Origin of the sequence: Nonomuraea aurantiaca (assembly GCF_020215705.1) — a bacterium.
In the GTDB taxonomy this organism is placed as follows: Bacteria; Actinomycetota; Actinomycetes; order Streptosporangiales; family Streptosporangiaceae; genus Nonomuraea; species Nonomuraea aurantiaca.
The window spans coordinates 260,686-286,315 of sequence record NZ_JAIWNB010000013.1; the positions used below are offsets into that span (position 1 = coordinate 260,686).

The 25,630-nt window shown below is 70.9% G+C and carries 22 protein-coding genes; 9 read left to right on the top strand and 13 right to left on the bottom strand.

Annotation, left to right across the window (positions count from 1 at the left end):
* Positions 1-248 precede the first annotated feature (248 nt).
* Positions 249-1,088: a L,D-transpeptidase gene (locus tag LDL49_RS29545; protein ID WP_225295590.1), complete on the top strand. Its 840-nt coding sequence runs from the start codon at positions 249-251 to the stop codon at positions 1,086-1,088.
* Positions 1,089-1,099: 11 nt separating this feature from the next.
* Here the strand turns inward: LDL49_RS29545 and LDL49_RS29550 are convergent, their stop codons facing one another.
* Entirely contained in the window at positions 1,100-1,939 is an 840-nt protein-coding gene (locus LDL49_RS29550) for a universal stress protein (protein WP_225295593.1), read from the bottom strand.
* A 163-nt stretch (positions 1,940-2,102) separates the two neighbouring features.
* On the opposite strand from LDL49_RS29550, the gene LDL49_RS29555 reads away from it, so the two are divergent.
* Entirely contained in the window at positions 2,103-2,651 is a 549-nt protein-coding gene (locus LDL49_RS29555; protein ID WP_225295595.1) for a hypothetical protein, read from the top strand.
* Positions 2,652-2,940: 289 nt separating this feature from the next.
* Positions 2,941-4,371 (top strand): PepSY-associated TM helix domain-containing protein, encoded by a 1,431-nt coding sequence (locus LDL49_RS29560; RefSeq protein ID WP_225295597.1) that lies wholly within the window; start codon positions 2,941-2,943, stop codon positions 4,369-4,371.
* Between the two features lie 51 nt (positions 4,372-4,422).
* On the opposite strand, the gene LDL49_RS29565 is transcribed toward LDL49_RS29560, so the two are convergent.
* Positions 4,423-6,462 (bottom strand): M14 family zinc carboxypeptidase, encoded by a 2,040-nt coding sequence (locus LDL49_RS29565; RefSeq protein ID WP_225295598.1) that lies wholly within the window; start codon positions 6,460-6,462, stop codon positions 4,423-4,425.
* Between the two features lie 223 nt (positions 6,463-6,685).
* On the opposite strand from LDL49_RS29565, the gene LDL49_RS29570 reads away from it, so the two are divergent.
* The gene (locus LDL49_RS29570) at positions 6,686-7,954 is read left to right on the top strand and encodes an alpha/beta hydrolase (RefSeq protein ID WP_308016205.1); all 1,269 of its coding nucleotides are present in this window, start codon (positions 6,686-6,688) and stop codon (positions 7,952-7,954) included.
* Positions 7,955-7,994: 40 nt separating this feature from the next.
* On the opposite strand, the gene LDL49_RS29575 is transcribed toward LDL49_RS29570, so the two are convergent.
* The 3 genes from LDL49_RS29575 to LDL49_RS29585 form a co-directional block, all read right to left on the bottom strand.
* Positions 7,995-8,354 carry a hypothetical protein gene (locus LDL49_RS29575; protein WP_225295600.1) on the bottom strand — a complete coding sequence of 120 codons (360 nt, stop codon included), beginning with the start codon at positions 8,352-8,354 and terminating at the stop codon, positions 7,995-7,997.
* A gap of 223 nt (positions 8,355-8,577) precedes the next feature.
* On the bottom strand, positions 8,578-9,360 hold the full coding sequence (locus tag LDL49_RS29580) for a GAF and ANTAR domain-containing protein (RefSeq protein WP_225295602.1): 783 nt from the start codon (positions 9,358-9,360) through the stop codon (positions 8,578-8,580).
* 51 nt (positions 9,361-9,411) lie between these two features.
* Positions 9,412-9,909, bottom strand: a complete 498-nt coding sequence (locus tag LDL49_RS29585; RefSeq protein WP_225295604.1) for a DUF5994 family protein — start codon at positions 9,907-9,909, stop codon at positions 9,412-9,414.
* 281 nt (positions 9,910-10,190) lie between these two features.
* Between LDL49_RS29585 and LDL49_RS29590 the strand changes: the two genes are divergently transcribed.
* On the top strand, positions 10,191-11,192 hold the full coding sequence (locus LDL49_RS29590; protein ID WP_225295606.1) for a LacI family DNA-binding transcriptional regulator: 1,002 nt from the start codon (positions 10,191-10,193) through the stop codon (positions 11,190-11,192).
* 31 nt (positions 11,193-11,223) lie between these two features.
* On the top strand, positions 11,224-12,588 hold the full coding sequence (locus LDL49_RS29595; protein WP_225295607.1) for a sulfatase family protein: 1,365 nt from the start codon (positions 11,224-11,226) through the stop codon (positions 12,586-12,588).
* Positions 12,589-12,613: 25 nt separating this feature from the next.
* Here the strand turns inward: LDL49_RS29595 and LDL49_RS29600 are convergent, their stop codons facing one another.
* Genes LDL49_RS29600 through LDL49_RS29630 form a run of 7 tightly spaced genes read right to left on the bottom strand, consistent with a single transcriptional unit; the run spans position 12,614 to position 20,121 of the window.
* Entirely contained in the window at positions 12,614-13,531 is a 918-nt protein-coding gene (locus LDL49_RS29600; protein WP_443689890.1) for a formylglycine-generating enzyme family protein, read from the bottom strand.
* Position 13,532: 1 nt separating this feature from the next.
* Positions 13,533-14,948 carry a sulfatase family protein gene (locus LDL49_RS29605; RefSeq protein ID WP_225295612.1) on the bottom strand — a complete coding sequence of 472 codons (1,416 nt, stop codon included), beginning with the start codon at positions 14,946-14,948 and terminating at the stop codon, positions 13,533-13,535.
* Positions 14,945-16,414 carry a sulfatase family protein gene (locus LDL49_RS29610; RefSeq protein WP_308016206.1) on the bottom strand — a complete coding sequence of 490 codons (1,470 nt, stop codon included), beginning with the start codon at positions 16,412-16,414 and terminating at the stop codon, positions 14,945-14,947. Before LDL49_RS29610 ends, LDL49_RS29605 begins: the two co-directional genes overlap by 4 nt.
* Positions 16,411-17,382, bottom strand: a complete 972-nt coding sequence (locus LDL49_RS29615; RefSeq protein ID WP_225295614.1) for an aliphatic sulfonate ABC transporter substrate-binding protein — start codon at positions 17,380-17,382, stop codon at positions 16,411-16,413. Before LDL49_RS29615 ends, LDL49_RS29610 begins: the two co-directional genes overlap by 4 nt.
* Entirely contained in the window at positions 17,379-18,164 is a 786-nt protein-coding gene (locus tag LDL49_RS29620) for an ABC transporter ATP-binding protein (protein ID WP_225295618.1), read from the bottom strand. The genes LDL49_RS29615 and LDL49_RS29620 overlap by 4 nt, the downstream gene beginning before the upstream one ends.
* Entirely contained in the window at positions 18,161-18,946 is a 786-nt protein-coding gene (locus LDL49_RS29625) for an ABC transporter permease (RefSeq protein ID WP_225295620.1), read from the bottom strand. Before LDL49_RS29625 ends, LDL49_RS29620 begins: the two co-directional genes overlap by 4 nt.
* Positions 18,946-20,121, bottom strand: a complete 1,176-nt coding sequence (locus LDL49_RS29630) for an ROK family transcriptional regulator (RefSeq protein WP_225295641.1) — start codon at positions 20,119-20,121, stop codon at positions 18,946-18,948. Before LDL49_RS29630 ends, LDL49_RS29625 begins: the two co-directional genes overlap by 1 nt.
* A gap of 391 nt (positions 20,122-20,512) precedes the next feature.
* On the opposite strand from LDL49_RS29630, the gene LDL49_RS29635 reads away from it, so the two are divergent.
* Positions 20,513-21,721 carry an ice-binding family protein gene (locus LDL49_RS29635; protein ID WP_225295622.1) on the top strand — a complete coding sequence of 403 codons (1,209 nt, stop codon included), beginning with the start codon at positions 20,513-20,515 and terminating at the stop codon, positions 21,719-21,721.
* A gap of 8 nt (positions 21,722-21,729) precedes the next feature.
* Here LDL49_RS29635 and LDL49_RS29640 read toward each other — a convergent pair whose 3' ends face one another.
* The gene (locus LDL49_RS29640; protein WP_225295624.1) at positions 21,730-22,350 is read right to left on the bottom strand and encodes a hypothetical protein; all 621 of its coding nucleotides are present in this window, start codon (positions 22,348-22,350) and stop codon (positions 21,730-21,732) included.
* Between the two features lie 204 nt (positions 22,351-22,554).
* Here LDL49_RS29640 and LDL49_RS29645 point away from each other — a divergent pair, with 204 nt between their 5' ends.
* On the top strand, positions 22,555-24,753 hold the full coding sequence (locus LDL49_RS29645; RefSeq protein WP_225295626.1) for a sensor histidine kinase: 2,199 nt from the start codon (positions 22,555-22,557) through the stop codon (positions 24,751-24,753).
* Positions 24,750-25,406: a response regulator transcription factor gene (locus LDL49_RS29650; RefSeq protein WP_225295628.1), complete on the top strand. Its 657-nt coding sequence runs from the start codon at positions 24,750-24,752 to the stop codon at positions 25,404-25,406. Before LDL49_RS29645 ends, LDL49_RS29650 begins: the two co-directional genes overlap by 4 nt.
* The last annotated feature ends 224 nt before the right edge of the window (positions 25,407-25,630 follow it).

Genomic DNA, 25,630 nt, shown 5'->3' on the forward strand with positions numbered 1-25,630 from the left:
GGGAGCGCGCTGGATACAGCCGACTTCCACCCGCGCAGCGAGGTGAAACGGCAAGCAACTCGGCATGATATTCGGGGAGATCAACGAACCCGCACACCCGACCGGTAAAGGCGCGACAAAGCCTCCACCACTTGTTATTCAAGACCCGAGATCATCCAATAGAACGACTTATCCCAATTCTCGGTCCAAGACGCTCAAGGCGCCTCCGTAAACTGCCCTTGCTCGCCCCGGACATAGTGGAGGCTTCCTTGCGCGATCGCATGAGACTGAACAGGCACGGCAATGCGCGGCCGATCGCATGGACCACGGCGCTGGCCGTCATGACCCTGGCCGCGGCCTGCGGAACGACCGCCCCGCCACCACCGGCCGCGCCTCCTGCCGCACCGATCCAGCAGGTCGCACCGGTGCCGGTGTCGGCCGCGCAACGGGCGCGACTGCCGCGCTCCACGACGTACACGAGATTGCGCGGAACGCCGAAAGACACCGCTCCTTTCGAGCCGGGAAATGGGCACGTGACCCATCCCACACAACCGCAGGTGGTTTATGCCAGCCCCGGCGGCGCACCGGTGGGGATATTGCCGACCACTTCAGTGGGCAGCCCGGTATGGGTGCCCATAGTGGAAGAGCAACCGGGATGGGTACGTGTTCTGCTGCCCAGCCGGCCGAATCTGTCAACGGGGTGGATTTATGCCGCGGGCGGCGGGTTGCGGAATGCCTACAGCGCCTATTACGTACGCATCGATTTGGCCGCTCATCAACTCACGGTGGTCAAGTCCGACCGCAGTCTGGGCACGTGGAAAGTCGCCATCGGCGCCCCCTCGACTCCCACACCACCGGGACGGACGTTCCTGCTCGCCTCGCTGACCCCCGAGCATCCGACCTACAGCCCGCGCATGCTCGCCCTGGGCACGCACTCGGCCGTCCTCCAGACCTTCGACGGCGGCCCCGGCACGATCGGGCTGCATGGCTGGCCGGACGACAGCGTGTTCGGGCAGGAGATCAGTCACGGTTGCGTCCGGGTCCCGGCCCCCGCGCTGCGCGTCCTGTCACATGTCCCGTTGGGCAGCGCGGTCGTCATCAACCCGTGAACGCCCGGCCCTCAATTCAGGTCGTCCTGCCGGTTCCGGACCACGGCGAGCGGGCACGGGGAGTGGTGCAGCATGGCCTGGCTGACCGAGCCCATGACCATGCCGGCGAACGCCCCCTGCCCGTGCGAGCCGACCACGAGCAGGTCGGCGCCCTCAGCGGCCTGCCGCAGCACCTCCACGGGGTGACCGTGCACGGCCTCCTCGATCACCTCGACATCGGGATGATCCTGACGGTGTCCGGCCAGCGCCTCGCGCAGGATGAGCCGCCCGTCCCGCTCATCCTCCTCGCTCGTGGGCTGGAACCCGCTCCAGGCGTGTACGGCCCGCAGGATCACACCACGCAGCTCCGCCTCGGAGAAGGCGAAGTCCAGCACCCGGCGACGGGTCTGCGGCGAGCCGTTCACCCCCGCCACCAGCTCGCCCCGGGGAAGGGACGGCAACTGCCGCACGACGACCACGTCACAAGGGGCGTGCCCGGCCACCCCGTACGCCACGGACCCCACCAGCAGCCCGCGCACTCCCCCGAGCCCGTGGCTGCCGATGACCAGCAGCTCGGCCTCCTTCGCGGCCCCGATCAGGGCGGCTCGGGGATCGCCGGGCAGCAGCATCGTCCTGATGCTGATCTTCGGGTGCTCGCCGCGCGCCCGGTCCTCAGCCGCGGCCAGCGTCATCGCGCCCCCGTCGCGCATCCACTGGGCCACGGCGGCATAGCGGCCGGGCGCCGTCTCGCAGGCCCATCCGGGCATGGCGTGCACCACGGTCAGTGACACCTCGCGCAACGCGGCCTCCCTGGCGGCCCACCCGACGGCCTCGAGCCCCGCCCGCGAGCCGTCCACCCCGACAATGATCATGATCTGCCCCCGTCCGACATCCCCTTCCCCGACACCCCTACCCGGCGATCCGAAGTTTCCGCAGGTCAAGGCTGTGAAGCTGGCGGCCCGCCGCATGGTTGAGTGCGTGATCGAACCGAGGCGCCCGCCGGGCCGTATCTGCACATGTGAGCGGTGATCGCGCGTGAGCGCCGATCGGAACGAGGCCGCCGGACGCATTGTGCGCGCGGCGGTGTTCGCCGTCGTCTGCGTGTACGCCGCCCTGGGCATGCACGTGCTCGCCGGTGGCGCGGGCGCCGGTCTGGGGATCGTCGCCGCCGCCACCGCCGTGACCGGCGCGGGGGCGTACGTCCTCGCGCGTCGGCGGCGGAGCATGGGGACGCTGCTCGTCGCCTCCTTCGCCGCGCAGTACGGCATGCACCACCTCTTCGGCTCGGGCCTTCCCTTGATGGGACACCACGCCGGCGGGCTGTCGGCGGGGATCGGGATGCTGCTGGCGCACGTGCTGGTCGCCACGGTGTCCGCCTGGTGGCTGGAGCGCGGGGAGACGGCGCTGGCCACGCTGCTGTTCCTGCTGGCCTGCTCGCTCCGCGACCTGTGGCGCCCGCTGACCGACCTGCTCGCGCCGCCCTCGACGCCGCGCCGCGTGGCGCCGGTCGTGGAGGTCACGCCGGGGATGCCCACCGCCCAGGTGCTGGCCTGGGAGCTGTGCCGCCGGGGGCCGCCTCAGTAGGCGCCGCCTGCTGAAGCCGACCATTTACCGGCGCCGCGTGCCGCCGGGACCGACCGCGTGCATCGCCGTCGTACCCGGAGGCCGCACGTCCGGTCCGTCATGACCGCACGACGATCACGGCATGCGCACGACGATCACGGCATGCGCACGGCGTTCGCACGCGATCGCGCTTTGCGCCCGATCGCGCATCGAAGCGCCGATCATGCGTCGAAGCCCCGATCGCCCGGTCATGACCGCCCCCGCTGTTTCGCGCGCCCCGAGACGGGCGCGTCTCCGGAATGGAGAACCCATGACCTCTGTAGAGGTACGGCCGCAGACCGTCCAGCCCACCCCGGTCCCCTCGTCCCAGCGCTATCGCATCATCTGGCGCTGGCATTTCTACGCCGGGCTGTTCGTCGCGCCCGTTCTGCTCGTCCTCGCCGTGACCGGGTCGATCTACCTGTTCAAGGAGCCGTTCGAGGCGTGGCACTACGCCGACGTCCGCACGCTCGCCGCACCCGTGACCGCGGCGAAGCCGTTGTCGGAGCAGGTCGCCGCCGCCCGGCAGGCGCGGCCCGGGGCGGCCGTCATGTCGATCATCCCGCCCACCGCCCCGGACCGGACCACCCGGGTCATCCTGCAGGGCGCCGACACCGGACCCTTCGCTCAGGGCGTCTCGGTCTACGTCGATCCGTCCACGGCCCGCGTGGTGGGGCAGATCGACGACGGCACCACCTTCATGCGCGTCGTACGCACCATCCACGGTGAGCTGATGGCGGGCACCATCGGCGACCGGGTCGTGGAGATCGCCGCGTGCTGGGCGCTGATCCTCATCGCCACCGGCACGTACCTGTGGTGGAGCGGCCGCCGTACCCACAAGCGGGCCAAGCGGTCCGGCCGCGGCCGGCTGCGCCGCCTGCACACCCTCACCGGAGTCGGCGCCGGGGCGGCGGTCGTCTTCCTCGTCCTGTCCGGCCTGCCCTGGTCGGGCGTGTGGGGCGACGGCCTGCAGCGCATCCAGGACAGCACCGGTTCGACCACCCCCAGCGCGGACTCCTTCCCGAACACCTCGACGCTGTCCGGAGACCTGTCCACCAACCCCGACGCCAAGGTGCCCTGGTCCGCCGAACGACTCCCCGTACCGCAGTCCGAAGGTCACGCCGCGCACCAGACGGCGGGCGGCGTGCTGCAACCGGGCGCCCTGCCCATCGAGCGGGCCCTGGCCGCCGCCCGACCGGTCCTGCGCGACTGCGCGCCCGCCGAGTGCGACGTCAAGGTCCTGCTCCCCAAGGACGCGAAGGGCGTCTACACCATCGTGACCGACAACCGCCGTGACCCGGCCGCCGCGCAGACGCTCCACGTCGACCAGTACAGCGGCCGGGTGCTCGTCTCCTACGGCTGGGCCGAGTACGGCGTCATGGCCAAAGCCGTCGAACAGGGCATCGCCCTGCACGAGGGCCGCCGCTACGGCACCGCCAACCTGCTCGTCATGCTCGCCGCCTGCCTGGCCCTGATCACGCTCGTGGTCACCGGCGCGTGGATGTGGTGGAAGCGCCGCCCGCGCGGGCGCGCCGGAGCGCCCGCCCGCGCCACCAACAGGCGGAGCGCGTACGGAGTGATCGCCGTCATGGCGGCGCTCGGCCTGCTGTTCCCGCTGGCGGGGGTCACCATGGCGGCCGTGCTGCTGCTCGACTGGCTGGTGCTCCGGCGGATCCCGGCGGTGGCGCGGGTGATCGGCTGACGCTCCGGCACGCCCAGCCGCCGCTGCGGCCGGGCCGGCGAGACGTGCTCGTCACGGCTCGCGGTAGTCGGCGGCGACCCCGATCAGCGAGATGAGGCCGGAGGCGAACTCCATCGCCTCCGCGTGCCCCTCGCTGAACGGCGGCTGGAACCCCACTCCCGCCCACATCCGTGTGGTGGGGTTCCACAGGTCGCTGCCGACCTCGAAGTCCCACCCGAAGACGCCATGGTCGTACCAGAGCTCGTCCGCGGAGTTGCCCGCCGCCGAATACAGCACGTCGGTCACCGGCCCGGTCTGCTGGGGCCAGGTGACCGTGCCGCGTTCGGCGGCGATGGCCTGCTCGATGGTGCGGGCCGACCGCAGGAAGTACGCCTCCTGCCGGGGCGTGGGCCGGGGCAGGGTGACGCGGCCGTCGAGCTTGTAGGCGCCCGGCGGCCACATGAAGTAGCCGCCGTAGCTGTGGACGTTCATCGCGAACTTGATGTTGCGATACCGCTGCGCCAGCCACATGACGTTGCGGCTCTCGGGCTCGGAATGCTCGGCGGGCCCGGCGTACGTGCCGCTCTGGCAGCCGGCCGAGGCGCCGAAGTACCCGTCCGACAGCGAGCCCACGGCGTAGTTGCGATTGACGTCCACCCCCCAGGTGTTGCGGAGCGCCGGGTCGGACTGCTGCGCGGGGCAGTGGTTGGTCATGTTCTTACGCTGGGAGTTGAAGTCGTAGAAGCTGTAGTTCGCGCCGTCGGGGTTGACCGTGGGCACGATGAAGATGTCGGTGCGCTTCAGCAGCTCGCGCGTCGCCGCGTCGCGCGCGTAGTTGCGCAGCAGCCGCTCCGCCGCCTCGATGGTGACCAGTGGCGCCACCCATTCCCTGGCGTGTTCCTGCGCGTAGGCGAGCACTCCGGTGCGCGAGCCGTCCCTGTGTACGCCGACGCGCAGGGCCAGCACCCGCCACGGCGCGCGGGAGACGTCGGCCGGTGCCTTGAGGAAGTCGCTCAGCTGGGTGAGCGGGGCGGGCGCCATGACGCCTGATCCCGCGTCGGTGCGGTAGGTCGTGGCCTTGACGGCGATGGCCGGCGTCGCGTTGATCGCCGCGACCACCTGGGCCGCGGTGCTGGTGGGCGTGCCGGAGCCGTCGGTGGCCAGGCTGACGGTGATCTGCTTGCCGTTCACCGTCACCTGCAGCTGCCGGTCGGGCGCGCCGGGGGTGACGAGCTCGATGGCCAGGTCGTTGCCGCCCTCGGAGCCGTAGGCGTTCGAGGTGACCACGACGGCGGCCCCGGGCGGGGTGCCGATCAGGGCCTGGGCGTGCCGCCGGTAGCCGTTGGTCGGGTTCGGCAGTGTGATGATGTCGGTGAGCTTGGGGAAGCGCTGGTGCAGCGCCTTGATCCGCTCGTTGAGCTGCGCCGGCGGCATGTACTGGCTGACGAAGTCCTTCTGGTAGCCGGGACCTGTGCGATCGGGCCGCTCCCCGTCGGGCCACTCCTGGACCCGCGCGTCCGCCTTGCCACCGGCCGCCGACGTGACGGTGACCCACTGTGGGCGGCTCTCCGCCGGCACGGGGGCGCTGAGCTGGTGGCCCAGGTAGGCGCCCGCGTCGACGTACGGCACCATCGGCGCCTGACCGGCCGAACCGCCCCTGCCCGTCCAGTTCACGCTGAGCGTGGCCGCCGCCCCCGCACTGCTGGACGCCTCGACCGACAGGAAGTATCCGTCGCGGCTCCTGAACCACACCGCCCGCTCGATGACCAGCTGATCCGGCGCGGCGGCGCCCTTCGGCGTCGTCTGGGAGCGGGACGGCGTACCAGGCGCCAGGGTCGCGCCGAGCGTGGCGAGCGCCGTCAGCTGGCTCGGCGTGACGACCGCGTCGACCTGGACGCTGCCGTCCGCCTGTGGGCGTACCCGCTCGGTGAGGTCCGCCCCCGAGGCCGTCAGCCGCTCCATCGTGGCCTGGTCCGGCACGGAGAGCGTGACCAGAGAGGCCGGCTCCGGATCGGACGGCCCGGCGACCGCCGGGACGGATTGCCCCGCGGTCAGGAACGTCGTGAGAAGAACGATCGCCACAACGACTGCGGACGCCCGTAAGCCACGCATCGGCTCCTCCTGGATCACCGGTATGGAGATCAGTGAAAGCCGACATGACGAAACAGGCAAGACCCAGTCGAAAGCCGCAATACGCCAGGCGACCTACCGCAGGAGTTGTACGCGGTCCCGGTACGCAAGGTGAAGGTTGACCACATTCTCCACCCGGCGGTTGACGTGGAAACCGGCGCCGCTTTGTACCTTGATGCCCGGTTTCTCACTTGGAGGAGGAGTGATGCGAAGGTCCCCACAGTGGATATCGCGCGCACTGACCGGGCTGCTGATGATCGCCGGAGCGGTCGTGGTCCCGGCCGGCGCGGCGCAGGCGCAGACCTGCTCGACGTCCCTGCCCCACCCCGACGACTACGGCATCACCTGTGTGAGCGTGGACCGGCACCTCCAGGACAACGGGTCCGAGCTGCGGGACATCACCATGACCTCCACGGCGATCTTCCAGGCATCCGGCGGCACTCCGGCGATCGACCCGCTGACCCGTCAGATCACCGTACGGATCTACCTGCCCAAGGACTACGACCCGGCCAGGAGCACCCGCTACCGCTCGCTCTACCTGCTCAACGGCGGCGGGGACAACTACGACGAGTGGACGACGAAGGCCGACCTGATGTCCCTGATGGCCTCCGTGCCCGCCTATGACGGCATCGTGGTGATGCCGACCGGCGGGATGACCGGCTGGTACAGCGACTGGGTCGGCCGCACTGACGGATATTTCGCACCCAAGTGGGAGACGTACCACATCTCGCAGCTCATCCCCTGGATCGACGCCAACTTCAACACCATCGCCAACCGATCCGGGCGCGGGCTGGCCGGGATCTCGATGGGCGGCTTCGGCACGCTCAAGTACGCCGCCGCGCACCCCGACGTGTTCTCCGTCGTCGGCGCCTTCTCCCCGGGCACCGAACTGCGGGCGCTGCCCGCCCAGCGGACGATCTCCAACTCCATGTGGCTGGCCGGCGCGGCGATCACCCTGGCGGACCTGGGGGCATACCGCGTCAACAAGTACGAGAACGGCATTCTGCTGCTCGACCAGGACGAGCAGCGGCGCTATCGGCTGGACACCCTGTTCGGGCCGCACACCACCGCCGTCGTGAACGGCACGACCATCGACGACTGGCCGTCCGCCAACCCTGCCGAACTGGTGACGCAGGGCAAGTACGCACCGTACAGCGGCAAGTTCGGCCTGTACGCGGGCGGCTGCGCGGACCTGCCGGGCCCTCCCGACCGGCCTGAGTACGCCAACGGCCACCAGCCGGCGCCGGCCGAGTGCGCCTACGACACCACCGCCGATGCCGACGCCCCGATGGCCGGCGAGGCCATGCTCGGCGCGTACACGAGCGACTTCGACAAGACGCTGACCAGCCTGGGGGTGAACCACCGCTACTGCTACGGCACCGGCGGCCACGACTGGAACTCCTGGCCTGACGACCTGGTCGACTTCCTCCAGTACGCCTACGGCACGGCCCCGGCCTACTGCCCCAACGCGTGACCGAGCGGCCTCGCGCGGTGTGCCGGTGCCTGAGCGGCGCTCAGTTGCCCGTCGCCTCGGCGAGGCCGCCGTGCGTGCCCTCGTCGAGGAGATGCGCCCCGGCGTCGTGCAAGGTGATGCCGAAGCGCGCGCTGCCGGCGGACATCCGGTCGTTGTCCGCTTTGTCGGCGCTGGTCGCTTTGAAGCGGGTGTCGCGGGTCGGGCCATCGCCGACGAGGTGGCCACGGAGGTGGCCGGCGCGGTTGTAGACGGCCCAGCGGCCCGCGGCCACCTGCGGCATCGAAGCCGGGTTGTCCTTGAGCCACTGCGCGTTGGCCGCGTGCTCGGCCCGCTCGTCGACCTCGGTGGTCGGGGCGGTCTCCATCGTGGCCAGGGCTTCGGTTGTGCGAGGACTACTCATCTTGCGTCCCGCTCTCAGGATCGTGGCTGACGTCCCCCGATACATCGGAGGAACAATCGGCGCCTGAGGCCCATGCTACCGGCGTACAGCACCTGTCGCCGACCTGGGACTTCAGGCGCTCCTGTACCCCACCGCCGATCCGGCAGCTCGGGGACGCGGTCGCCTTCTCCAGCGACACGGGCGGAACCACCGTCCGGCTACCAGGCTGACGCCTCGCCGGGTGTCACGGCGTCGGGTCAGCGTCCTCGGCCGAGGGGTCGGGAGGGAAGGGCAGGAGGCCGGGGTCGGCGGCGCGGGCGACCACCTCACGCGCGAGTTCGGTCAGGTGGCGGCTGTGGTCGCGAGCATGCCGGCGCAGCACGGCGAAGGACTGCTCCATCGGCAGCGTGTAACGCTCGCTGAGCATGCCCTTGGCCTGTTCGATCACCACCCGGCTGTCGAGCGCGTGCTGCAACTGCTCGGACAGGACCTGGCCTTCCCGGATGGCGCGCTCCTGGAGCAGCCCGATGGTGGCGATGTCGGCCAGGGCCTGGGCGAGCGCGACGGTGGGCGCCGGCAGTTCGCCGGGCTCGTGGCGAAACAGGTTCATCGCGCCGATCACCTGATTCCGCAGCCGCATGGGCAGCGCGTCGACCGCGCGAAACCCGTTGACGTGGGCCTGCTCGGCGAAGCGGGGCCAGCGGCGCATGGTCTCCGCCGTAGCCAGGTCGGCGCAATGCACGGACCGACCGGTGGCGAAACAGTCCAGACAGGGACCCTGGTCGGTCTGGAGCTGGAACAGCTCCAGCAGCCGGCTCTGCTCACTGGAGGCGCCCATCAACCGCAACTTCTCACCGGGGGCGGCGAACAGCAGCCCGGCGGCATCGACGCCGAGAAGTCGCACGCAGTGCTCGGACAGGCCGCGCATGAAGTCGATGACGTCGAACCCGGTTACCAGCGTGTCGGCCAGGGTGATGAACGCCTGGGCGACCTGCAACGTCGGGCCGCGAGACGGGGGGAGGTCCACGTCCAGCAGCCTACGCCCCCGCCGCCCCGGCGCTCGGGTTGGAACTACCGGCTACGGGATCGGCGGACCGGCCGCTTGGTCGGCGATGTGCCCACCCTCGTTCTCCCAGCCGTCCGAGGCTTCCTGGCCCGCCCGCCGGGCACCGCGGGTGGCGGGCAGGCGGGCGCTGGTGAGGAGGTCGACCGGCCACAATCCGCTCGTGTCCTGAGCGCCGAGCTTGAGCGCGGCCTCAGCGGGCCCGCTCGCGGTGTCCGGTGGGATGACCAGCAGAACGATCGGCTCGGCACCCGCGAGGATCAACGTGACCACCTGAGGGTCGGTGTTGTGGAACCAGCCGACCTTGATCTGGCGCCCGGGTGCCGGGATACGACGCGGGATGTGGTCCCACGCCTCCTTGCGCACGCCGACCCGCAACGTGGTCCGGTCGAGCCGCTGATCGACGGCGGCGATGAGCCCTGGCAGCTCCGCGGCCGCGCCACGGGAGTGGGGCCACCACGCCCCGTCCACCACGGATCGCCGGCTCAGAACGGGATTCAGGCTGAGCCGCACTTCGGAGTCGATGGCAGGAGCCGCGGAAGCGACAGCGCTCAGCGGCTTGAGATGAGTAAGAACTGACGCCTTCATGGTCGCCTGACCTGTCCGGCCCAATCTGAGGAGGCCGACAATCGCGGATCGCCGTGGGCGACGCCGACCTGAGTGTCAACGCACGAAATGTCCTCGGTACCTGAATTCTACCTCACCGGTAAAGAGCGTCCGAACGACAGAAGGTTGATCCGATCAGGAGGGTCAGAGTAGAGCCTGCTGATGTTAATCGTTTAACATCGGTGCACATGAGACCCACAGCGCGACAGGTGGCCGAGCTGGCGCAGGTGTCGGTGGCGACCGTGTCCTATGTGCTCAGCGGCCGGGACCGGCCCGTCGCCGCCGAGACGCGGCAGCGGGTGCTCGACGCGGCCAGGCGGCTCGGCTACACGCCCGACCAGGCCGCCAGGAGCCTGCGCAAGCGCCGGACCCAGCGGGTCTGCCTGGTCCAGGGCTCGCTCGGCGGGGTGCCCACCGACGAGCGGCTGGCCAGGGACCTCCACGAGATGGCCGACGGGCACGGCTACTCCGTGATCACGCTCGCCGTCTACTCCGAGGCTCGCGCGCGGGCCGCGGCCGACGTGCTGCGGAGCGGGATCGCCGACGGCGCGCTGGTCAATCTGACCGGCGAGCACCTCACTCATGATCTGCTGGCCGAGATCGTGGCCGGCGGGCTGCCGATGGTCGTGGTCCGCAACGAGAGCGTGCCGGACGGCTGCGACGTCGTACGGACACCGGAGACCGAGGTCAGCGCCGAGGCGGTCGAGCACCTGCTGGCCGAGGGCCGTACGCGCATCGCCTTCATGGCGCACCGCCACGAGCTCTACCGCGACCACCCGACCGGCAGGCTGCTGGGCTACACGACGGCCCTCGACCGGCACGGCGTGGACCGGCGGATCATCGTCTCCGGCGCGGACGACCGCGTGGCGGCCTACCACTCCGCCACGGAGCTCCTGCGCTCCCCCGACCGGCCGGACGCGATCTTCGCGGCGTCCGATCGGGCGGCCATCAGCGTGCTCTCCGCCGCCAGGGACGCCGGGCTGAGCGTGCCGGGCGACCTCGCGGTGATCGGGGTCGGCAACATCGACGAGGGTCTCATCAGCAGCCCGCAGCTGAGCACCGTCGGCCCGCTCAGACACGACTACACCGACGTCGTACGCCTGCTCTTCGACCGCCTCCAGGCCGATGGCCCCCTGCCCGCCCGCGAGGTGGTCCGCCCCTGGACATTCCTGCGGCGCGGCTCCTCCTGACAGCCGCCCTATCTTCGACAGGAGCTCTTCCTTGCGTCCGAACGTGATCGTCGTCTTCACCGACCAGCAGCGGTGGGACACCGTAGGCCCCTTCACCCCGAACCTCGACCGGATGGCCCGGCACGGCACGCAGGCCACGGTCGCGCTGACCCCGCAACCGGTGTGCGCGCCCGCCCGCGCGGCCCTGCAGACGGGCCGCTACCCGACCACGACCGGGGTCTATCGCAACGGCCGCGCCCTACCCGCCGAGGAGCGCACGCTGGCGCACCACTTCGGCGCGGCCGGATACGCCACCGGCTACATCGGCAAGTGGCACCTGGCCGCCACCGAGCCGGTGCCCGAGGAGCTGCGCGGCGGCTACGGGTCGTGGCTGGCGGCCAACGCGCTGGAGCACACCTCCGACGCCTACCGCACGATCGTGTACGACGAGGCGAACGACCCGGTCTTCCTGCCAGGTTACCGCTCCGACGCGCTGGTGGACGCCGCCGTCCGCTTCGTCGCCGACCACCACGACGAGCCTTTCTTCCTCTTCCTGTCCTTCTTGGAGCCGCACCACCAGAACGAGGTGGACAACTACCCGGCCCCCGACGGCTACGAGGAGCGCTACCAGGGCCGCTGGACGCCGCCGGACCTGACCGCGCTCGGCGGCACGGCCGCGCGGCACCTGGGCGGCTACCTGGGCCAGGTCAAGCGCCTGGACGAGGGGCTGGGCCGGCTGCTCGACGCGCTGCGGAGCATGGACCTGCTCGACGAGACGATCGTCGCCTACACCTCCGACCACGGCAACCACTTCAAGACCCGCAACGGCGAGTACAAGCGGTCCTGCCACGACGCGTCGCTGCGGGTGCCGCTGGCCGTGCGCGGGCCGGGGTTCGACGGGGGCGGCGCGATCGCCCGGCCGGTCAGCGTCATCGACCTGCCGCCCACGCTGCTGGACGCCGCCGGGCTGCCCGTACCGGAGAACATGCAGGGCCGATCGTTCCTGCCGCTGCTCAGCGACGCCCGCGCCCCCTGGCCGGACGAGGTGTTCTTCCAGGTGAGCGAGTCGGAGGTGGGCCGCGGCATCCGTACCTCGCGGTGGAAGTACTACGCCGTCGCCGAGGGCGCCGACCCGGTGGCCAGCCCCGCCGCCGCCCGCTACCGCGAGCAGGCCCTGTACGACCTGGACAGCGACCCGCACGAGCTGGTCAACCTGGCCGGGCACCGGTCCCATCTGGAGATGGCGGCCGGGCTGCGCGCGCGGCTGCTGAGCCGGATCGTGGCGGCGGGCGAGTCCGAGCCGGTCATCGAGCCGGCCGTCGAGGTGGACGCTCGGCACCAGGCACTGACCGACCCGGCCGTACGGCTGCGCGGCCCGGAACCGGTCAGGTTCGGCCACCAGCCGGCGGCCTCATAGCGCCACGGTCAGCTTTCCGGCCATCTCATAGCGCCACGGTGCGGAACCCGGCGTTGGCCATCGAGGAGTCGGGTGTGTTCGAGGACCGCGCCGCGTTGCGGTAGCGGTTGCAGTAGGAGTCGTGGCACAGGAAGGAGCCGCCGCGCAGCACCCGCGCCGTGCCACGGAGCGGACCGCGCGGATCGGCCGGCGGGGAGTAGGCGTAGTAGTCGGGGGCGTACCAGTCCGAGCACCACTCCCAGACGTTGCCGACCGTCTGCCAGAGCCCGTACGCGTTGGGCGCGAACGTACGGACCGGAGCCGTGGTCAGGTAGCCGTCGGCCCGCGTGTTCCGGGAGGGGAAGACGCCCTGCCAGATGTTCACCCGCCACTCGTCCTCGGGCAGGTCGTCGCCCCACGGGTAGCGCGCGCCGTCGAGGCCGCCTCGGGAGGCGTACTCCCATTCGGCCTCGGTCGGCAGGCGACGGCCGGCCCAGGAGCAGTAGGCGACCGCGTCGTTCCAGCTCACGTGGACCACGGGGTGGTCGGCCTCCGCCGACGACAGGGCGCCGCCGGGGTGCCGCCAGTCGGCGCCGTGGACGCCGACCCACCAAGGCGTGCCTGGGACGGGGTTCATCACGTCTTCCGGGCGGGCGCGCAGGGCCAGGTGGAAGACGGCGGAGAAGCCGTACTCCTCGGCCTCCGTCCGGTAGCCGGTCGCCTCGGCAAAGGCGGCGAAGTCGGCCGTCGTCACGCAGGTCGCGTCGATCGAGAACGGCGCCAGGAGCACCGGGTGGACGGGCGTCTCGCCGTCGCCCCGGTTGCCGTCGCCGGTGGCGTCGCCCATCCGGAACTCGCCGCCGGGCAGGTCCACCTGCTCGATCGCGTGCGTGCCCCGCGCCGCGAACCGGATCGGCTCCATGGGGGACGCCGGCGTCGCGGGCGTGCAGCAGCTACCCGACATGTCAGGCCCCACCGGGAACCGGCTGGCTCGGATGCGGCTCGTCGCCGAGCGCCGCCTGCGCCTGCCACATGCGGGCCGTCATCTCCTCGCGGACCGCGAGATAGTCCGGCTCGAAGTAGACGTTGCGCAGCTCCTCGGGGTCGGCCTCCAGGTCGTAGAGCTCCCATTCCCCGCTGTAGGTGAACGCGCCCGTGCCGGGCAGTCCCATGCCGTCGTTGTAGAAGTAGATGATCTTGTAGCGGGCCGTCCGGTAACCGTAGTGCGCCGGCGCCTTGTGGAAGACGTCGTCGTGCTCCCAGTAGCGGTAGTACATCCCCGCCGCGGGAGCGGAGCCGGGCTCGCCGGTCAGGTCCGCCAGGAAGCTGCGCCCCTGCATACGGGGATGGTGCGCCACCCCTGCCACGTCCAACACGGTCTGCGCGAAATCCACGTTCGTCACGATACCGGTGTGTACCTGACCAGCCGGAACGCGCCTCGGGTAGCTCAGGACGAGCGGCATCCGCAGCGACTCCTCGTACATGAAGCGCTTGTCGAACCAGCCGTGGTCGCCCAGGAAGAAGCCCTGGTCGGAGCAGTACATCAGGAGCGTGTCGGCGAAGTCGCCACGCTCCCGGAGCCAGTCGACGACCCGGCCCACGTTGTCGTCGACCGAGGCGACGACGGCCAGGTAATCCTCCATGTAGCGCTGGTACTTCCACAGCGCCAGCTCCTCGTAGGACAGCCCCTCGGGCGGATCCCGCTTGAGGTCCTCGGCGCTCAGGTGCTCGGCGATCCGCATCGCCGCCCGCCGCGCCGAGGCCGAGCGCGTCGCGTGGTCGTCGGTGAACGTCGCCGGCACCGGGATGGGCTCGGCGTACATCCCGGCGTGCTTCTCGTCGGGCTCCCACGGGCGGTGCGGCGCCTTGTGGTAGATCAGCAGGCACCACGGGTCGTCGCCGTCGAGCCCGTCGGCCCACGACAGCGCCAGGTCGGTGATGAGGTCGGTGGCGTAGCCGGGGACGGTCCGCAGTCCCTCCGCCGAGAGGAACCGCGGGTCGACGTACTCCCCCTGCTCGATCAGCACGTCCCAGTAGTCGAACCCCTGCGGATCATGACCGGGGCCGTCCCCCATGTGCCATTTGCCGACGATGGCGGTCCGGTACCCGGCGGCCCGCAGCAGGCTCACGAACGTCGGCTGGACGGCGTCGATCGGCGTGACGAGCGTCGAGACGCCGTTGACGTGCGAATACGTGCCGGTCAGGATGCTGGCCCGGCTCGGCGAGCAGAGCGCGTTGGTCGCGAAGCAGTTGTCGAAGCGGGCCCCGGACGCCGCGATCTCGTCGATCCGCGGCGTCCGGTTGACCACCGACCCGTACGCGCCGACGGCGTGCGAGGCGTGGTCGTCGGTGAGGATCATGACGATGTTGGGCCGTCTCACCGGTAGGTCGCCTCGTCCAGCCCGCTCATCGTCGGGTCGTAGGAGACGTCGCCGACGTCGTACATCGACGTCATCCAGTGGTAGAAGTTGTCGCCCCGATCCCGCAGTACCTGGTACAGCCGCCGCATCAGCCGGCCGCGCACCGCCGCCATCTCGGGATGCGGGTAGACGTTGAGCAGCTCGTCCGGGTCGGTGAACAGGTCGTACAGCTCGTTCGTCGAGTCCGGGTTGACGACCAGCTTGAAGCGGTCGGTCCGGATCATCCGCTGCGGGTACGGGAAGTGGTGCCCGTGGAACTCGCAGACGATGTCCTGCTCCCAGGCCACCTCGTCCGCGGAGGCGAGCGGCACGAGGCTGCGCGAGTCGACGGCGGGTGCGGGGTCGATCCCGGCCAGGTCGAGGATGGTCGCCGTGCAGTCCAGCAGGCTGACGAACTCCGACCGGACGACCCCCGGCTGCTGCCCCGGGACGCGGAGCAGGCCGGGCGTGCGGTAGATGTCCTCGTACATCGCCGGGCCCTTGTCGTGCAGCCGGTGCGCGCCGGTGAACTCGCCGTGGTCGCAGGTGAAGAACACGGCCGTGTCGTCGGCCAGCCCGAGGCGCCGCATGGCGTCCATGACCCGGCCGATCTGGGCGTCGATGAGCGCGACGTACCCCCAGTAGACGGCGATGAGCTTGCGCGTCACCTCCAGCGGCATGGTGTCGAACGTCCAGTGCGCGCTGTAGTTGGCCTGCACCGGCGGCTTGCCGGCGAAGGTCTCGGCGATCGACTTGGGCAGCTCGACCAGCTCGGGGTCGAACATGTCGAAGTACTCGTCCGGCACGATGTACGGCAGGTGCGGCCCGAAGAAGTTGAGCTGCAGGAAGAAGGGCTGAGGCTCGGCCGCGTACCGCTCCAGCATCTCGATCGTCCGCGTCGCCAGGTAGTGCTCGAACGTCGCCTCGACCGGCTGGCGCAGCCGCGCGGCGAGCAGGTTGCCCGGCCCGCCGTTGGGCAGCGTCCCGCGGATGTGGTCGTGGATCTCGTACGGCGGCAGCCCGCCCTCCGCCAGGTAGTCCAGGTAGTCGGGGTGGTCCACGGGGTTGTGCCACCCCGGCAGGTCCGGCCCGTCGAAGCCGAAGTCGGCCGCCCGCCGGTGGTGCCCGACGTGCCACTTGCCGATGAGCCCGCAGTTGTATCCGGCCTCCCGCAGCGCCTCGGAGAAGGAGTACTGCCCGTCGGGCAGGTCCTCCATGTAGCCGACGTTCCGCTCGTGGTTGGCCAGCAGCTTGTGCCGGAACGGCGCCTGCCCGGTGAGCAGGCTCGCCCGCGCGGGCGTGCAGATCGCGGTGGGGGTGTACCAGCGGTCGAACCGGGTTCCGGTCCTGGCCAGCTCGTCGAGGACGGGGGTGGCGGCCAGCCGGTTGCCGTACGCGCCGAGGGTGTCGACGCGGTGCTGGTCGGTCATCAGGAACAGGATGTTCACTTGGCGACGCCCGTGAACAGGTCGGCGGTGTAGTAGGTCTTGGGGGCGACGGCGCCGGTGAGCTTGCCCGCGCCGACGAAGTAGTCGTTCATGCCGGTCAGCCACTTGTCGATCGTGCCGTCCTTGGTGTAGCCGTCCAGCTCGGACAGCGATAGCACCTTGGAGTTGGCGGCGTCGGCCTTCACCTGCTCGGCCGGCTGGTTGAGCATCTTGGCGGTCGCGGCGATGGTCTCGTCGAGGTGGTCGCTGCGGTACTGGATCGCGTCGCGGAGCACGGCGATGACCTTCTGCGTCTTGCCCTGGTCCTTGGCGACGACGTCGTTGCCGGCCACGAACGCGGTCGGGAACGACACCGTGTCGGCGAAGTCCTCGTTCTTGGCCAGCTCGACCAGGTCCGGGACGGCCTTCTTGATCGTGGCGATCGCCGGATACCAGAAGCCGGCCGCGTCGATCTGCTTGGAGGTGAACGCCGAGACGATCGTCGCCGCGTCCATCGGGACGATCTTGACGTCGGTCTTCGTCAGCCCGGCCTTCTTCAGGGCGAGCGTGAGGATCATGTCGCCGGAGGTGCCCTCGGGCACACCGATCGTCTTGCCCTTCAGATCGGCCATCGTGCCCGTGCCGGCCTGGGCGATGACGCGGTCGGCGTTGCCGAGCGTGTTCATCGCGACGACCTTGGCCTTGCCGGTGGCGGGCAGCCACATGGCGCCCGGCCCGATGTAGCCGAAGTCGAGGTCGCCGGTGCCCAGCGCCTGGATTTGCAGCGGGCCGTTGGTGAAGACGCTGGCCTTGGCGTCGATGCCGTGCTTCTTCCACAGGCCCTGCTCGTCGGCGACGGCGAGCAGGCTGGCGCCGTTGAAGTCGCCGATGTAGCCGAAGTCGACGTGGGTGCCGGCGTCGCCCGACGAGCAGGCTGCCGTGCCGAGCGCCAGCATGACGGCGGCAGCGGCGATGGATGTCTTCCTCATTGCGCGGGCTCCTTGGCTTGCCGCTGGTGGTACATCGAATGCCAGACGCGGTTGCGCAGGTTCCCGAACTCGGGACTCAGCCGCATGTCCTCGTCGCGTGGATAGGGCAGGTCGACGTCGATGACGTCGGCGATGCGGCCGGGCCGCGCGGCCATGACGATCACCCGGTTGGCGAGGAACACCGCCTCGTCCACGTCATGGGTGATGAACATGACCGTCCGCCGCTCCTGGCTCCACGTCTCCAGGAGCTGCTCCTGGAGCCGCACCCGGGTCAGCGCGTCCAGCGCGCCGAAGGGCTCGTCCATGAGCAGGATCGACGGGTTGACCGCGTACGCGCGGGCGATGGCGCAGCGCTGCTTCATGCCGCCGGACAGCGTCTTGGGCAGCGCGTCGGCGAACCGCTCCAAGCCGACCAGGCCGATGAAGTGCTCGGCCCGCCGGCGCCGCTCGTCCTTGGGCACCTTGGCGGTGCGCAGGCCGAACTCGACGTTCTCGCGGACGGTCAGCCAGGGGAACAGCGCGTACTGCTGGAAGATCACGCCGCGTTCGGGACCGGGACCCGAGACCGGTACCCCGTCGACGAGCGCGGTGCCGCCGGTGGGCTCCTCCAGCCCGGCGAGGATGTTGAGCAGCGTGCTCTTGCCGCAGCCGGAGGGCCCGACGACGGTCACGAACTCGTTGTCGGCGATGTCGAGCGAGACGCCGCCGAGGGCGACGAAGTCCTCCTTGCCGACGGGGTAGACCTTCTGGATGTCGCGTACGGAGATCTTGGGGGTGGTCATCGGCTCTCCTGCCAGGCCGTCAGCTTGTTGCCGGCCAGCATGAGCAGCCGGTCCATGATCAGGCCGAGGATCCCGATCGCGATGATGCCGACGAAGATCGTCGGCAGGTCGTAGTAGAGCTGCGCGTTCTGCATCCGGTGCCCGAGCCCGGCCTGCGCGGCCAGCAGCTCGGCGGCCACCAGCGTGCCCCAGGCCGAGCCGAGCCCGACCCGCATCCCGACGAGGATGAACGGCGTCGAGGCCGGCACCACCACCCGCGCGAAGATTGTCCCGTCCCCCGCGCCGAGGACCCGCGCGGCGTTGACCAGGGTCCGGTCCACGTTCACCACGCCCTGGTAGGTCGAGATGACGCAGGCCAGGAACGCCGCCAGGAAGATGACGAAGATCTTCGGGCTCTCGCCGATGCCCATCAGGACCAGCACCAGCGGCAGCATCGCCAGCGGCGGGATGGTCCTGAAGAACTGGATCCACGGCTCGAACAGGCCGCGCGCGACCGTGTACCACCCCATGAGGAAGCCGATCAGGACCGCCGCGACCGAGCCGAGGGCGAACCCGGCCAGCACCCGGCCGAGCGAGGCGCCGACGTCGGTGACGAGCGTGCCGTCCAGCAGCATCCGCCAGGCGGCCGCGACGACCTCGCCCGGGGTGGGGAACTGCATCCCGGTCAGGGACAGCACCCACCAGATCGCCAGCCCGGCCACCACCGAGCCGATGTTGAGCATCAGCAGGGTCCGGCTCTTTCGGGGCCGAACCTTCGTGGTCTCCGTGGCTTCCGTAGTCATCACGGCCACCTTCGGCCTCCGTCCGTTGTGACGTTCGCTTCGTATCCGGCCAGCAGCGGGGACTCGTGGAACAGGGCCGCGATGGCGCCGCGCGCCCCGCCGTCGTCCGACAGGAGGGCCGTGCGGATCACCGGCGCCGCGTCGGTCAGCCACGACAGTTCGTACGTGATGGTGGCCGCGACCTGCTGCACCAGCGTCGGCGCGATCGCGACGATCTCGCCGGCGAGCACGATCTCGCTGGGGTTGAGCGTCATCGCGGCGGTGCCGAGCACCCGGCCGACCGCCGCTCCGGCCGCGCGCAGCACCTGGTCGACGACCGGGTGCGCGATCTCCACGGCGGCCCGCAGGTCGTCGAGCGTCTCCATCGGCAGGCCCAGCTCGCGGCAGCGCCCGAGGATCGCCGGGACCGACGCGACGGTCTCCATGCAGCCGCGCTTGCCGCACCGGCACTGCGCGCCGCCGGGCACGGCGGTCACATGGCCGAGCTCTCCGGCGTAGCCCTTGGAGCCTCGGACGAGCTGGCCGCCCACCACCAGCCCGCCGCCGACGCCGTCGGACAGGCGCAGGTAGATGAGGTCGCGTACGGAGTCCGACTGGGCGTGCAGCGCCTCGGCCAGCCCCGCGAAGCGCACGTTGTTGTCGACGATCACGGCGGTGTGGAAGCGCCCGGCGAACAGCTCCGCCACCCCGTCGGCGCGCGACCGGTCCCCCCAGCCCGGCACGCCGATCCCGATGGCCTGGAGGGCGCCGTAGTGGACGCCGGTGTCGGCGCTCAGCCGGTCGATCAGCGCCAGCCCGGCCTGGACCCGCTCAGGCCACTGCGCCGACTCCTCGTAGCGCGAGGTGCCGGACGCGATGATGTCGTGCGCCGCGTCGGCCACCAGGACGTTCACCCGCCGGTGGCCGAAGTCGACGCCCATGTACTGCCCCGAACCCGGATCCAGCGCGAGCCGCTCGGCCGGCCGGCCGCTGCCGACGCGCTCGACGGCGTCGGTGGCCACGACCCGGATCGCGCCGCGGCCGAGCAGGTCGCTGGTGATCTCGGAGACCGTGGTCCGCGACAGGCCGACCCGCGTCGCGATCTCGTTACGGCTCTGCGCGCCGTGCTGGCGCAGCAGGCGCAGCACGCGTTCCTCGTGGGACCGGCGGACGAGTGCGTGCGCTCCAGGGGGCATTGACACGCTGGAAACTTATGGTTCGTCCATTTTTTCCGTCAACCTTCCGGCAGAAAGAATCCGGAAATCTGTCATCGGACCGACGAAAACCTCTGACCAGCGCTTACGGGTCGGGCCTACTGGCAACGGGGATCTGTCGGCGCCTCGATGGAGGAACCTATCGCCTCCCCCGTCCACCGGACCCGTCAAGATCGGCCCACCAGCGGGCGGCTTCGGCATCATAGCCATCCCAAGGTTTGGGCTGATCCCGGTGAACCCCGACTGTCTTGTATCCCGTGTCAGTGATCAAGGAAAGAAGTCTTGTCATCCACGTGGCACGCCACCCCCGCGCCGGGCCGATGTGGGGACTACAAGATCACTATCCACAACTCCGTCCATAAGTGAGGGACGTATGAACAGACTTGTCTCGGCGATGCTGCGATATGCCAGGGGTTCGACCTTCGCGACCACCGGTGTGGCCGCCCCGCCACAGATCGGCTTCCCCGGCTCTTCCCGGCTGGCGGCCGGTTTCGCGCTCATTCCCGTCATGACCATGCTCCTAACCGCGCAAGCCAGGGCGTGCACCCCGGACGAGCCGGTGGGGCTCGGCAGCGCCGCGAACTTCGCGGTTCTGGGTGCGAGCACCGTCACCAACACCGGCGAGACCGTCATCACCGGCGACCTCGGACTGAGCCCGGGCACGTCGGTCACCGGTTTCCCGCCCGGCACCGTGGTCGGCGGTGCCATCCACGTGGCCGACACCGCCGCCGCCCACGCCCAGGTCGACCTGACCGCCGCCTACAACGACGCCGCCTCTCGTACTCCCGCCACCACCATCGGGACAGAGCTCGGCGGGACCACCGTGAAACCAGGGGTCTACAACTCCGCCGCGGGCACCTTCGGGATCACCGGAAACCTGACCCTCGACGCGCAGGGAGACCCGGACGCGGTCTTCATCTTCCAGGCGGCCTCCACTCTTATCACCGCGTCATCCAGCGCGGTGATCCTCACCGGCGGCGCCAAGGCCGCCAACGTCATCTGGCAGGTCGGCAGCTCGGCCACGCTGGGCACCGGCTCCAGCCTGGCCGGGAACGTCCTCGCGCTGACCTCGATCACCGTGACCACCGGCGTGAACGTGAACGGTCGCGTCCTGGCCCGCAACGGCGCCGTCACCCTGGACACCAACGCCATCAGCCGGTCCACCGGCGGACTGTCCATCAACGTGCCCGGCAGCGCGGACCCGGGTTCCGCGGCAGCCGGCGCCGCCAACGTGTCGGGCCCGCTCGGCGAGATCACTGTGACCGACACCCGCGGTGACCCGAACGCCGTCTGGACCGCGACCGTCGACTCCACGGACTTCACCACTGGCGGCACCACCGCCGCCGAGACCATCGCGAAGAGATCCGTCGACTACTCCCCGGGCCCGGCCATCAACACGACCGGTAGCGCGACATTCACTCCCGGAACGTCCGGCAGCCTCGGCTCCGCGCGTATCGCCTTCTCCGCCGCCGACGGCGCGGGGAACAACTCCGCCACCTGGAACCCGACGATCACCGTGGCCTTGCCGGCCGATGTCGTCGCCGGGACCTACACCGGCGCCATCACCCACTCGGCCGCCTAGTGCCTTCGTCACAGCTTGATGGGCCGGGCGGCGAGCCGTACGCCCAGGTGTGTGTGCATGCCGAGCAGCCAGGCCGCGCTGACGTACACCGAGAAGGTGGAGCCGCCGAAGATCTGGGCCACCATGGCCACCGGGAACCACATCCCCATGAGCAGCGGCAGCCAGCGGAACGCGCCCTGGTAGCGGCCCTTGACCGCGATGGTGATGCCCAGGACCAGCGTGCCGAGCTGGCTGAGCGGCCAGCAGGCGTCCAGGATCATCAGCGGCAGCGGGATGTCGTCGTAGCCGACGTAGCCGAAGGACAGCGCGTTGAACAGAAACGCGCCGGGCAGCAGCACGAGCAGCCCCGCCGGGATCACCCGGGTCCACCCGTCACCGGCACCGCGAGTGGACAGCACCGTCCAGACATAGGCGAAGAGCCCCAGGACGAACAGCATCCCGGTGATGGTGTCGAGCGTCTGGACGCCCTCCTGGATCTTGTCCCCCACGATGACGGTGCCGGCCGCCCAGGCCGTGGCCCCGACGGCCAGGAACAGCCCGGAGAGCCGGATGCGAGCCGGGTTCACGGTGCGCCGGTCCGCCACGGGCTCGTTGGGGTTGACGTTGCTGGGCACTACGTGACTGGACATCGTTCGTTCCTCCGTTGTGTGTCGGTGGACCTACGGTCGCGGCCACGTGTCCCGGGCGCCCAGGGAGCAGGGCCGCGCCGGACAGTCCCGGCTTCGCCCTCCATGACCGGGCCACATGCCCTCCCGGACCGGGCCATATGCCCTCCATGACCGGGGCATATGGCCCGGCCGGGAAGGGACACCGCCCCCGTGAAGGTGGGACGCGTGGTGTGGCACGCTGGCGGCGTGTCCGATCCCTCTCCCGCCGACCCCACCCCACCCACGCCACTCGCGCCACTCGCGCGGGAGCGCGATTCCGCCGTGGACGGGGCCGCGGAGGGCGCCGCGAATGGCGCCGCGCCCTACACCGCGGACCGGCGGGACCGGCGGGTCGCGGCGGGAGCGGTGGCGCTGGCCGCGCTGTGCGTTGTGGCCTGCGCCGCCGCCACCTGGGCCGATGTGGTGACGGGGCCGGTGACCCGGCCGGGGCCGCTGAACTGGGCCGTGTGGTCCTCGACCGTGCCCGGCGCGGCCCTCGCGATCGCGGGAGCCGTGCTCGCGGTACGGCTGCCGCGCCACCTCATGACCTGGCTGCTGCTCGGCGGCGGGACCGTGGCCGCCCTCAACGGCCTGGCAGCCGCGTACGCGGTGCTGTCGCTGACCCGCCACGACGGCATGCTGCCCCTCACCGCGGGCGCGTTCTACGCCGGGGCGCGGCTGGGCCCGCTGCTGAACCTGCTCCCCCTGCTCATCCTGCTGTTCTTCCCCGACGGGCGGCTGCCGTCGCCGCGCTGGCGGTGGTCCGCGTGGCTCTCGCTCGGGGCCACGGGGCTGGCCGTCCTGACGTTCTTGACCGTCCCGTGGCGGATCGAGTTGGGGAACGGCGAGTGGCCGGGGCTCGACCTGCCGCTGCCGCCGATTCCGGATGAGTTCTGGCGCTCCGCGCTGGCCTTGGCGCCGGTCCTGCTGGTGGCGAGCCTTGTGGTGCCGGTGGCGGCCTTCGCCTGGCGGTTCAAGGGCTCCACCGGCGTCCGGCGGGCACAGCTTCGCTGGATGCTGCTCGCGGCACTGCTGAACATGGTCCTGATCCTGGTCCCCGCCGTCGTGGACGGATGGCCGCAGGACCTGTCCTTCGTCGTGTCGCTGCTGTCGCTCGCCGCGGCCGTCCTGATCGCGGTGAGCCGGTACCGGCTCTACGACATCGATCCGGTGCTCGGCTGGACCATGCTGTACGGCGGGCTCGCGGTGGCCGTCGTCGCGATCGACGTACCCGTCTTCGTGGGCATGGGGGCGCTCATCGACGAGCCCGTCGCGGCCGTCCTGGCGGCGGTCGCGGTGGGCGTGGTCTACGCGCCGCTGCGGGAGCGGGTCCGGCAGTGGGTGAACCGGGTGGTGGCAGGGCGGGCGGAGCCGTACGACGTGGTCTCGGTCCTGGCCCGGCGGCTGGAGGAGTCCGTACGGCCCGAGGAACTGCTGCTGGAGGCCGCGACGGCCGTGGCGGCGGCGTTCCGCTCGCCGTACGTGCGGGTCGAGCTGGATCGCGCGGTCGGCCGGACCGTCGTGGTGGAGCACGGCACGCCCCGCAAGGACGTCGTCGTGCTGCCGTTCTCCTACCGCGAGGCGCTGATCGGCCGGTTCGCCCTGGTGCCGCGCGCCGGCGCGCGGCCGACCGAGTCCGACCAGCGGTTGCTGGCCGATGTCGTACGCCAGGCCGCCGCCGCCGTACGGGCGACCGCTCTGACCGAGGAACTGCAGCACAGCCGCGAACGCCTGGTCACCGGCGTGGCCGAGGAGCGCCGCAGGCTGCGCAGGGACCTGCACGACGGTCTGGGTCCGACGCTGGCCGCCGCCGCGCTGAAGGTGGAGGCGGCGCACAACCTGGTGGTCCGCGACGCCGACGCCGCCCGGGACGCGCTCGACCAGGTCAGGACGGACCTGGCCACGATGCTCGGCGACGTACGGCGTCTCGTGCACGACCTGCATCCGCCGGCCCTGGACCAGTTCGGCCTGGCCGGCGCGCTGCGGCAGGCGGCCGACCGGTTCCGGGACGGCGGCCTCGCCGTGCGGGTGGACGCGGAGGGAGACCTCGCGGGGCTGCCCGCCGCGACCGAGGTGGCGGCGTACCGGATTGTCTGCGAGGCTCTGACGAACGTCGCCCGGCACTCCGGCGCGGCCAACTGTCACGTGCGCGTCGCCGTGGCCGGGAGCACGCTGGAGGTCGAGGTGACGGACGACGGACGCGGCGTCCGCCCGGGCGCTCTGGTCGGGGTGGGCCTGGTCGGGATGCGCGAGCGCGCGGAGGAGCTGGGCGGGCGGTGCGCGGTCGAGTCCGGCCGCGACGGCGGGACCCGCGTCCACGCCGTCCTGCCCGCCGGGCCGGTAACCCCTGCCGCTCTACCGGCCGGGACGGTGACCGCTTCGTGACGCCGCCGCCGCGCGTGCTGCTCGCCGACGACCATCCGGTGTACCGCAACGGCCTGCGCATGATGCTCGATTCCACGGGTCAGGCCGAGGTGGTGGAGACCGCCGCGGATGGGGAGGAAGCGGTCGCGAAGGCCATCGAGCTCCGCCCGCAGGTCGTCGTGATGGATCTGCGGATGCCCCGGCTGGACGGCGTACAGGCCACCGAACGGATCGTCGCCACCTGCCCGCAGACGCACGTACTGGTGCTGACCATGCACGAGGACGACGAGAGCGTCTTCGCCGCCATGCTCGCCGGTGCCCGTGGCTACCTGCTCAAGGGCGCCGACCAGACCGAGATCCTGCGCGCGATCACCGCCGTGGCCAGCGGCGAGGTCATCTTCGGACCGGCGCTCGCGGGCCGGGTGACGCGCTACTTCGCCAGGCTGGCGGCGGCCCGCCCCGTCCGCGAGGAGCCGTTTCCCCAGCTCACCGCGCGGGAGCGGGAGATACTCGAGCTCATCGCGGCCGGCCTGTCCAACCGGATGATCGCCGAGCGGCTGTCGCTGTCGCCGAAGACGGTGCGCAACAACGTGTCCAACGTCTTCACCAAGCTGCAGGTGGCCGACCGCGCCCAAGCCATCATCCAGGCCCGCGAGGCCGGCCTCGGCCAGTGACCGGCCCGGGCGCGGCATCCCTCGTGGGAGGGACGGCGGGCCCCTCGAGGGCTTGACCAGTCATTGGCCGTTAGCCGTGATCTACCGCCACAGACCTGTCAGCTCTATCGCATGTTCAGGACTATCGGCGTGAAGGATGCCTGGAATCGGTCGCCCAAGGCGATCTTGAATGCGCCACCCCCCGAGCTGGACCACGGGGCTTCGCCCTCTCCTCATGGCAAGGG

Excerpts from the sequence above, each read along its gene's own strand:
- LDL49_RS29635 (WP_225295622.1), top strand. The coding sequence starts at position 20,513 with ATGAACAGACTTGTCTCGGCGATGCTGCGATATGCCAGGGGTTCGACC.
- LDL49_RS29600 (WP_443689890.1), bottom strand. The coding sequence starts at position 13,531 with ATGTCGGGTAGCTGCTGCACGCCCGCGACGCCGGCGTCCCCCATGGAG.
- LDL49_RS29620 (WP_225295618.1), bottom strand. The coding sequence starts at position 18,164 with ATGACCACCCCCAAGATCTCCGTACGCGACATCCAGAAGGTCTACCCC.
- LDL49_RS29590 (WP_225295606.1), top strand. The coding sequence starts at position 10,191 with ATGAGACCCACAGCGCGACAGGTGGCCGAGCTGGCGCAGGTGTCGGTG.
- LDL49_RS29625 (WP_225295620.1), bottom strand. The coding sequence starts at position 18,946 with ATGACTACGGAAGCCACGGAGACCACGAAGGTTCGGCCCCGAAAGAGC.
- LDL49_RS29615 (WP_225295614.1), bottom strand. The coding sequence starts at position 17,382 with ATGAGGAAGACATCCATCGCCGCTGCCGCCGTCATGCTGGCGCTCGGC.
- LDL49_RS29550 (WP_225295593.1), bottom strand. The coding sequence starts at position 1,939 with ATGATCATTGTCGGGGTGGACGGCTCGCGGGCGGGGCTCGAGGCCGTC.
- LDL49_RS29565 (WP_225295598.1), bottom strand. The coding sequence starts at position 6,462 with ATGCGTGGCTTACGGGCGTCCGCAGTCGTTGTGGCGATCGTTCTTCTC.
- LDL49_RS29630 (WP_225295641.1), bottom strand. The coding sequence starts at position 20,121 with ATGCCCCCTGGAGCGCACGCACTCGTCCGCCGGTCCCACGAGGAACGC.
- LDL49_RS29575 (WP_225295600.1), bottom strand. The coding sequence starts at position 8,354 with ATGAGTAGTCCTCGCACAACCGAAGCCCTGGCCACGATGGAGACCGCC.
- LDL49_RS29640 (WP_225295624.1), bottom strand. The coding sequence starts at position 22,350 with ATGTCCAGTCACGTAGTGCCCAGCAACGTCAACCCCAACGAGCCCGTG.
- LDL49_RS29570 (WP_308016205.1), top strand. The coding sequence starts at position 6,686 with ATGCGAAGGTCCCCACAGTGGATATCGCGCGCACTGACCGGGCTGCTG.
- LDL49_RS29560 (WP_225295597.1), top strand. The coding sequence starts at position 2,941 with ATGACCTCTGTAGAGGTACGGCCGCAGACCGTCCAGCCCACCCCGGTC.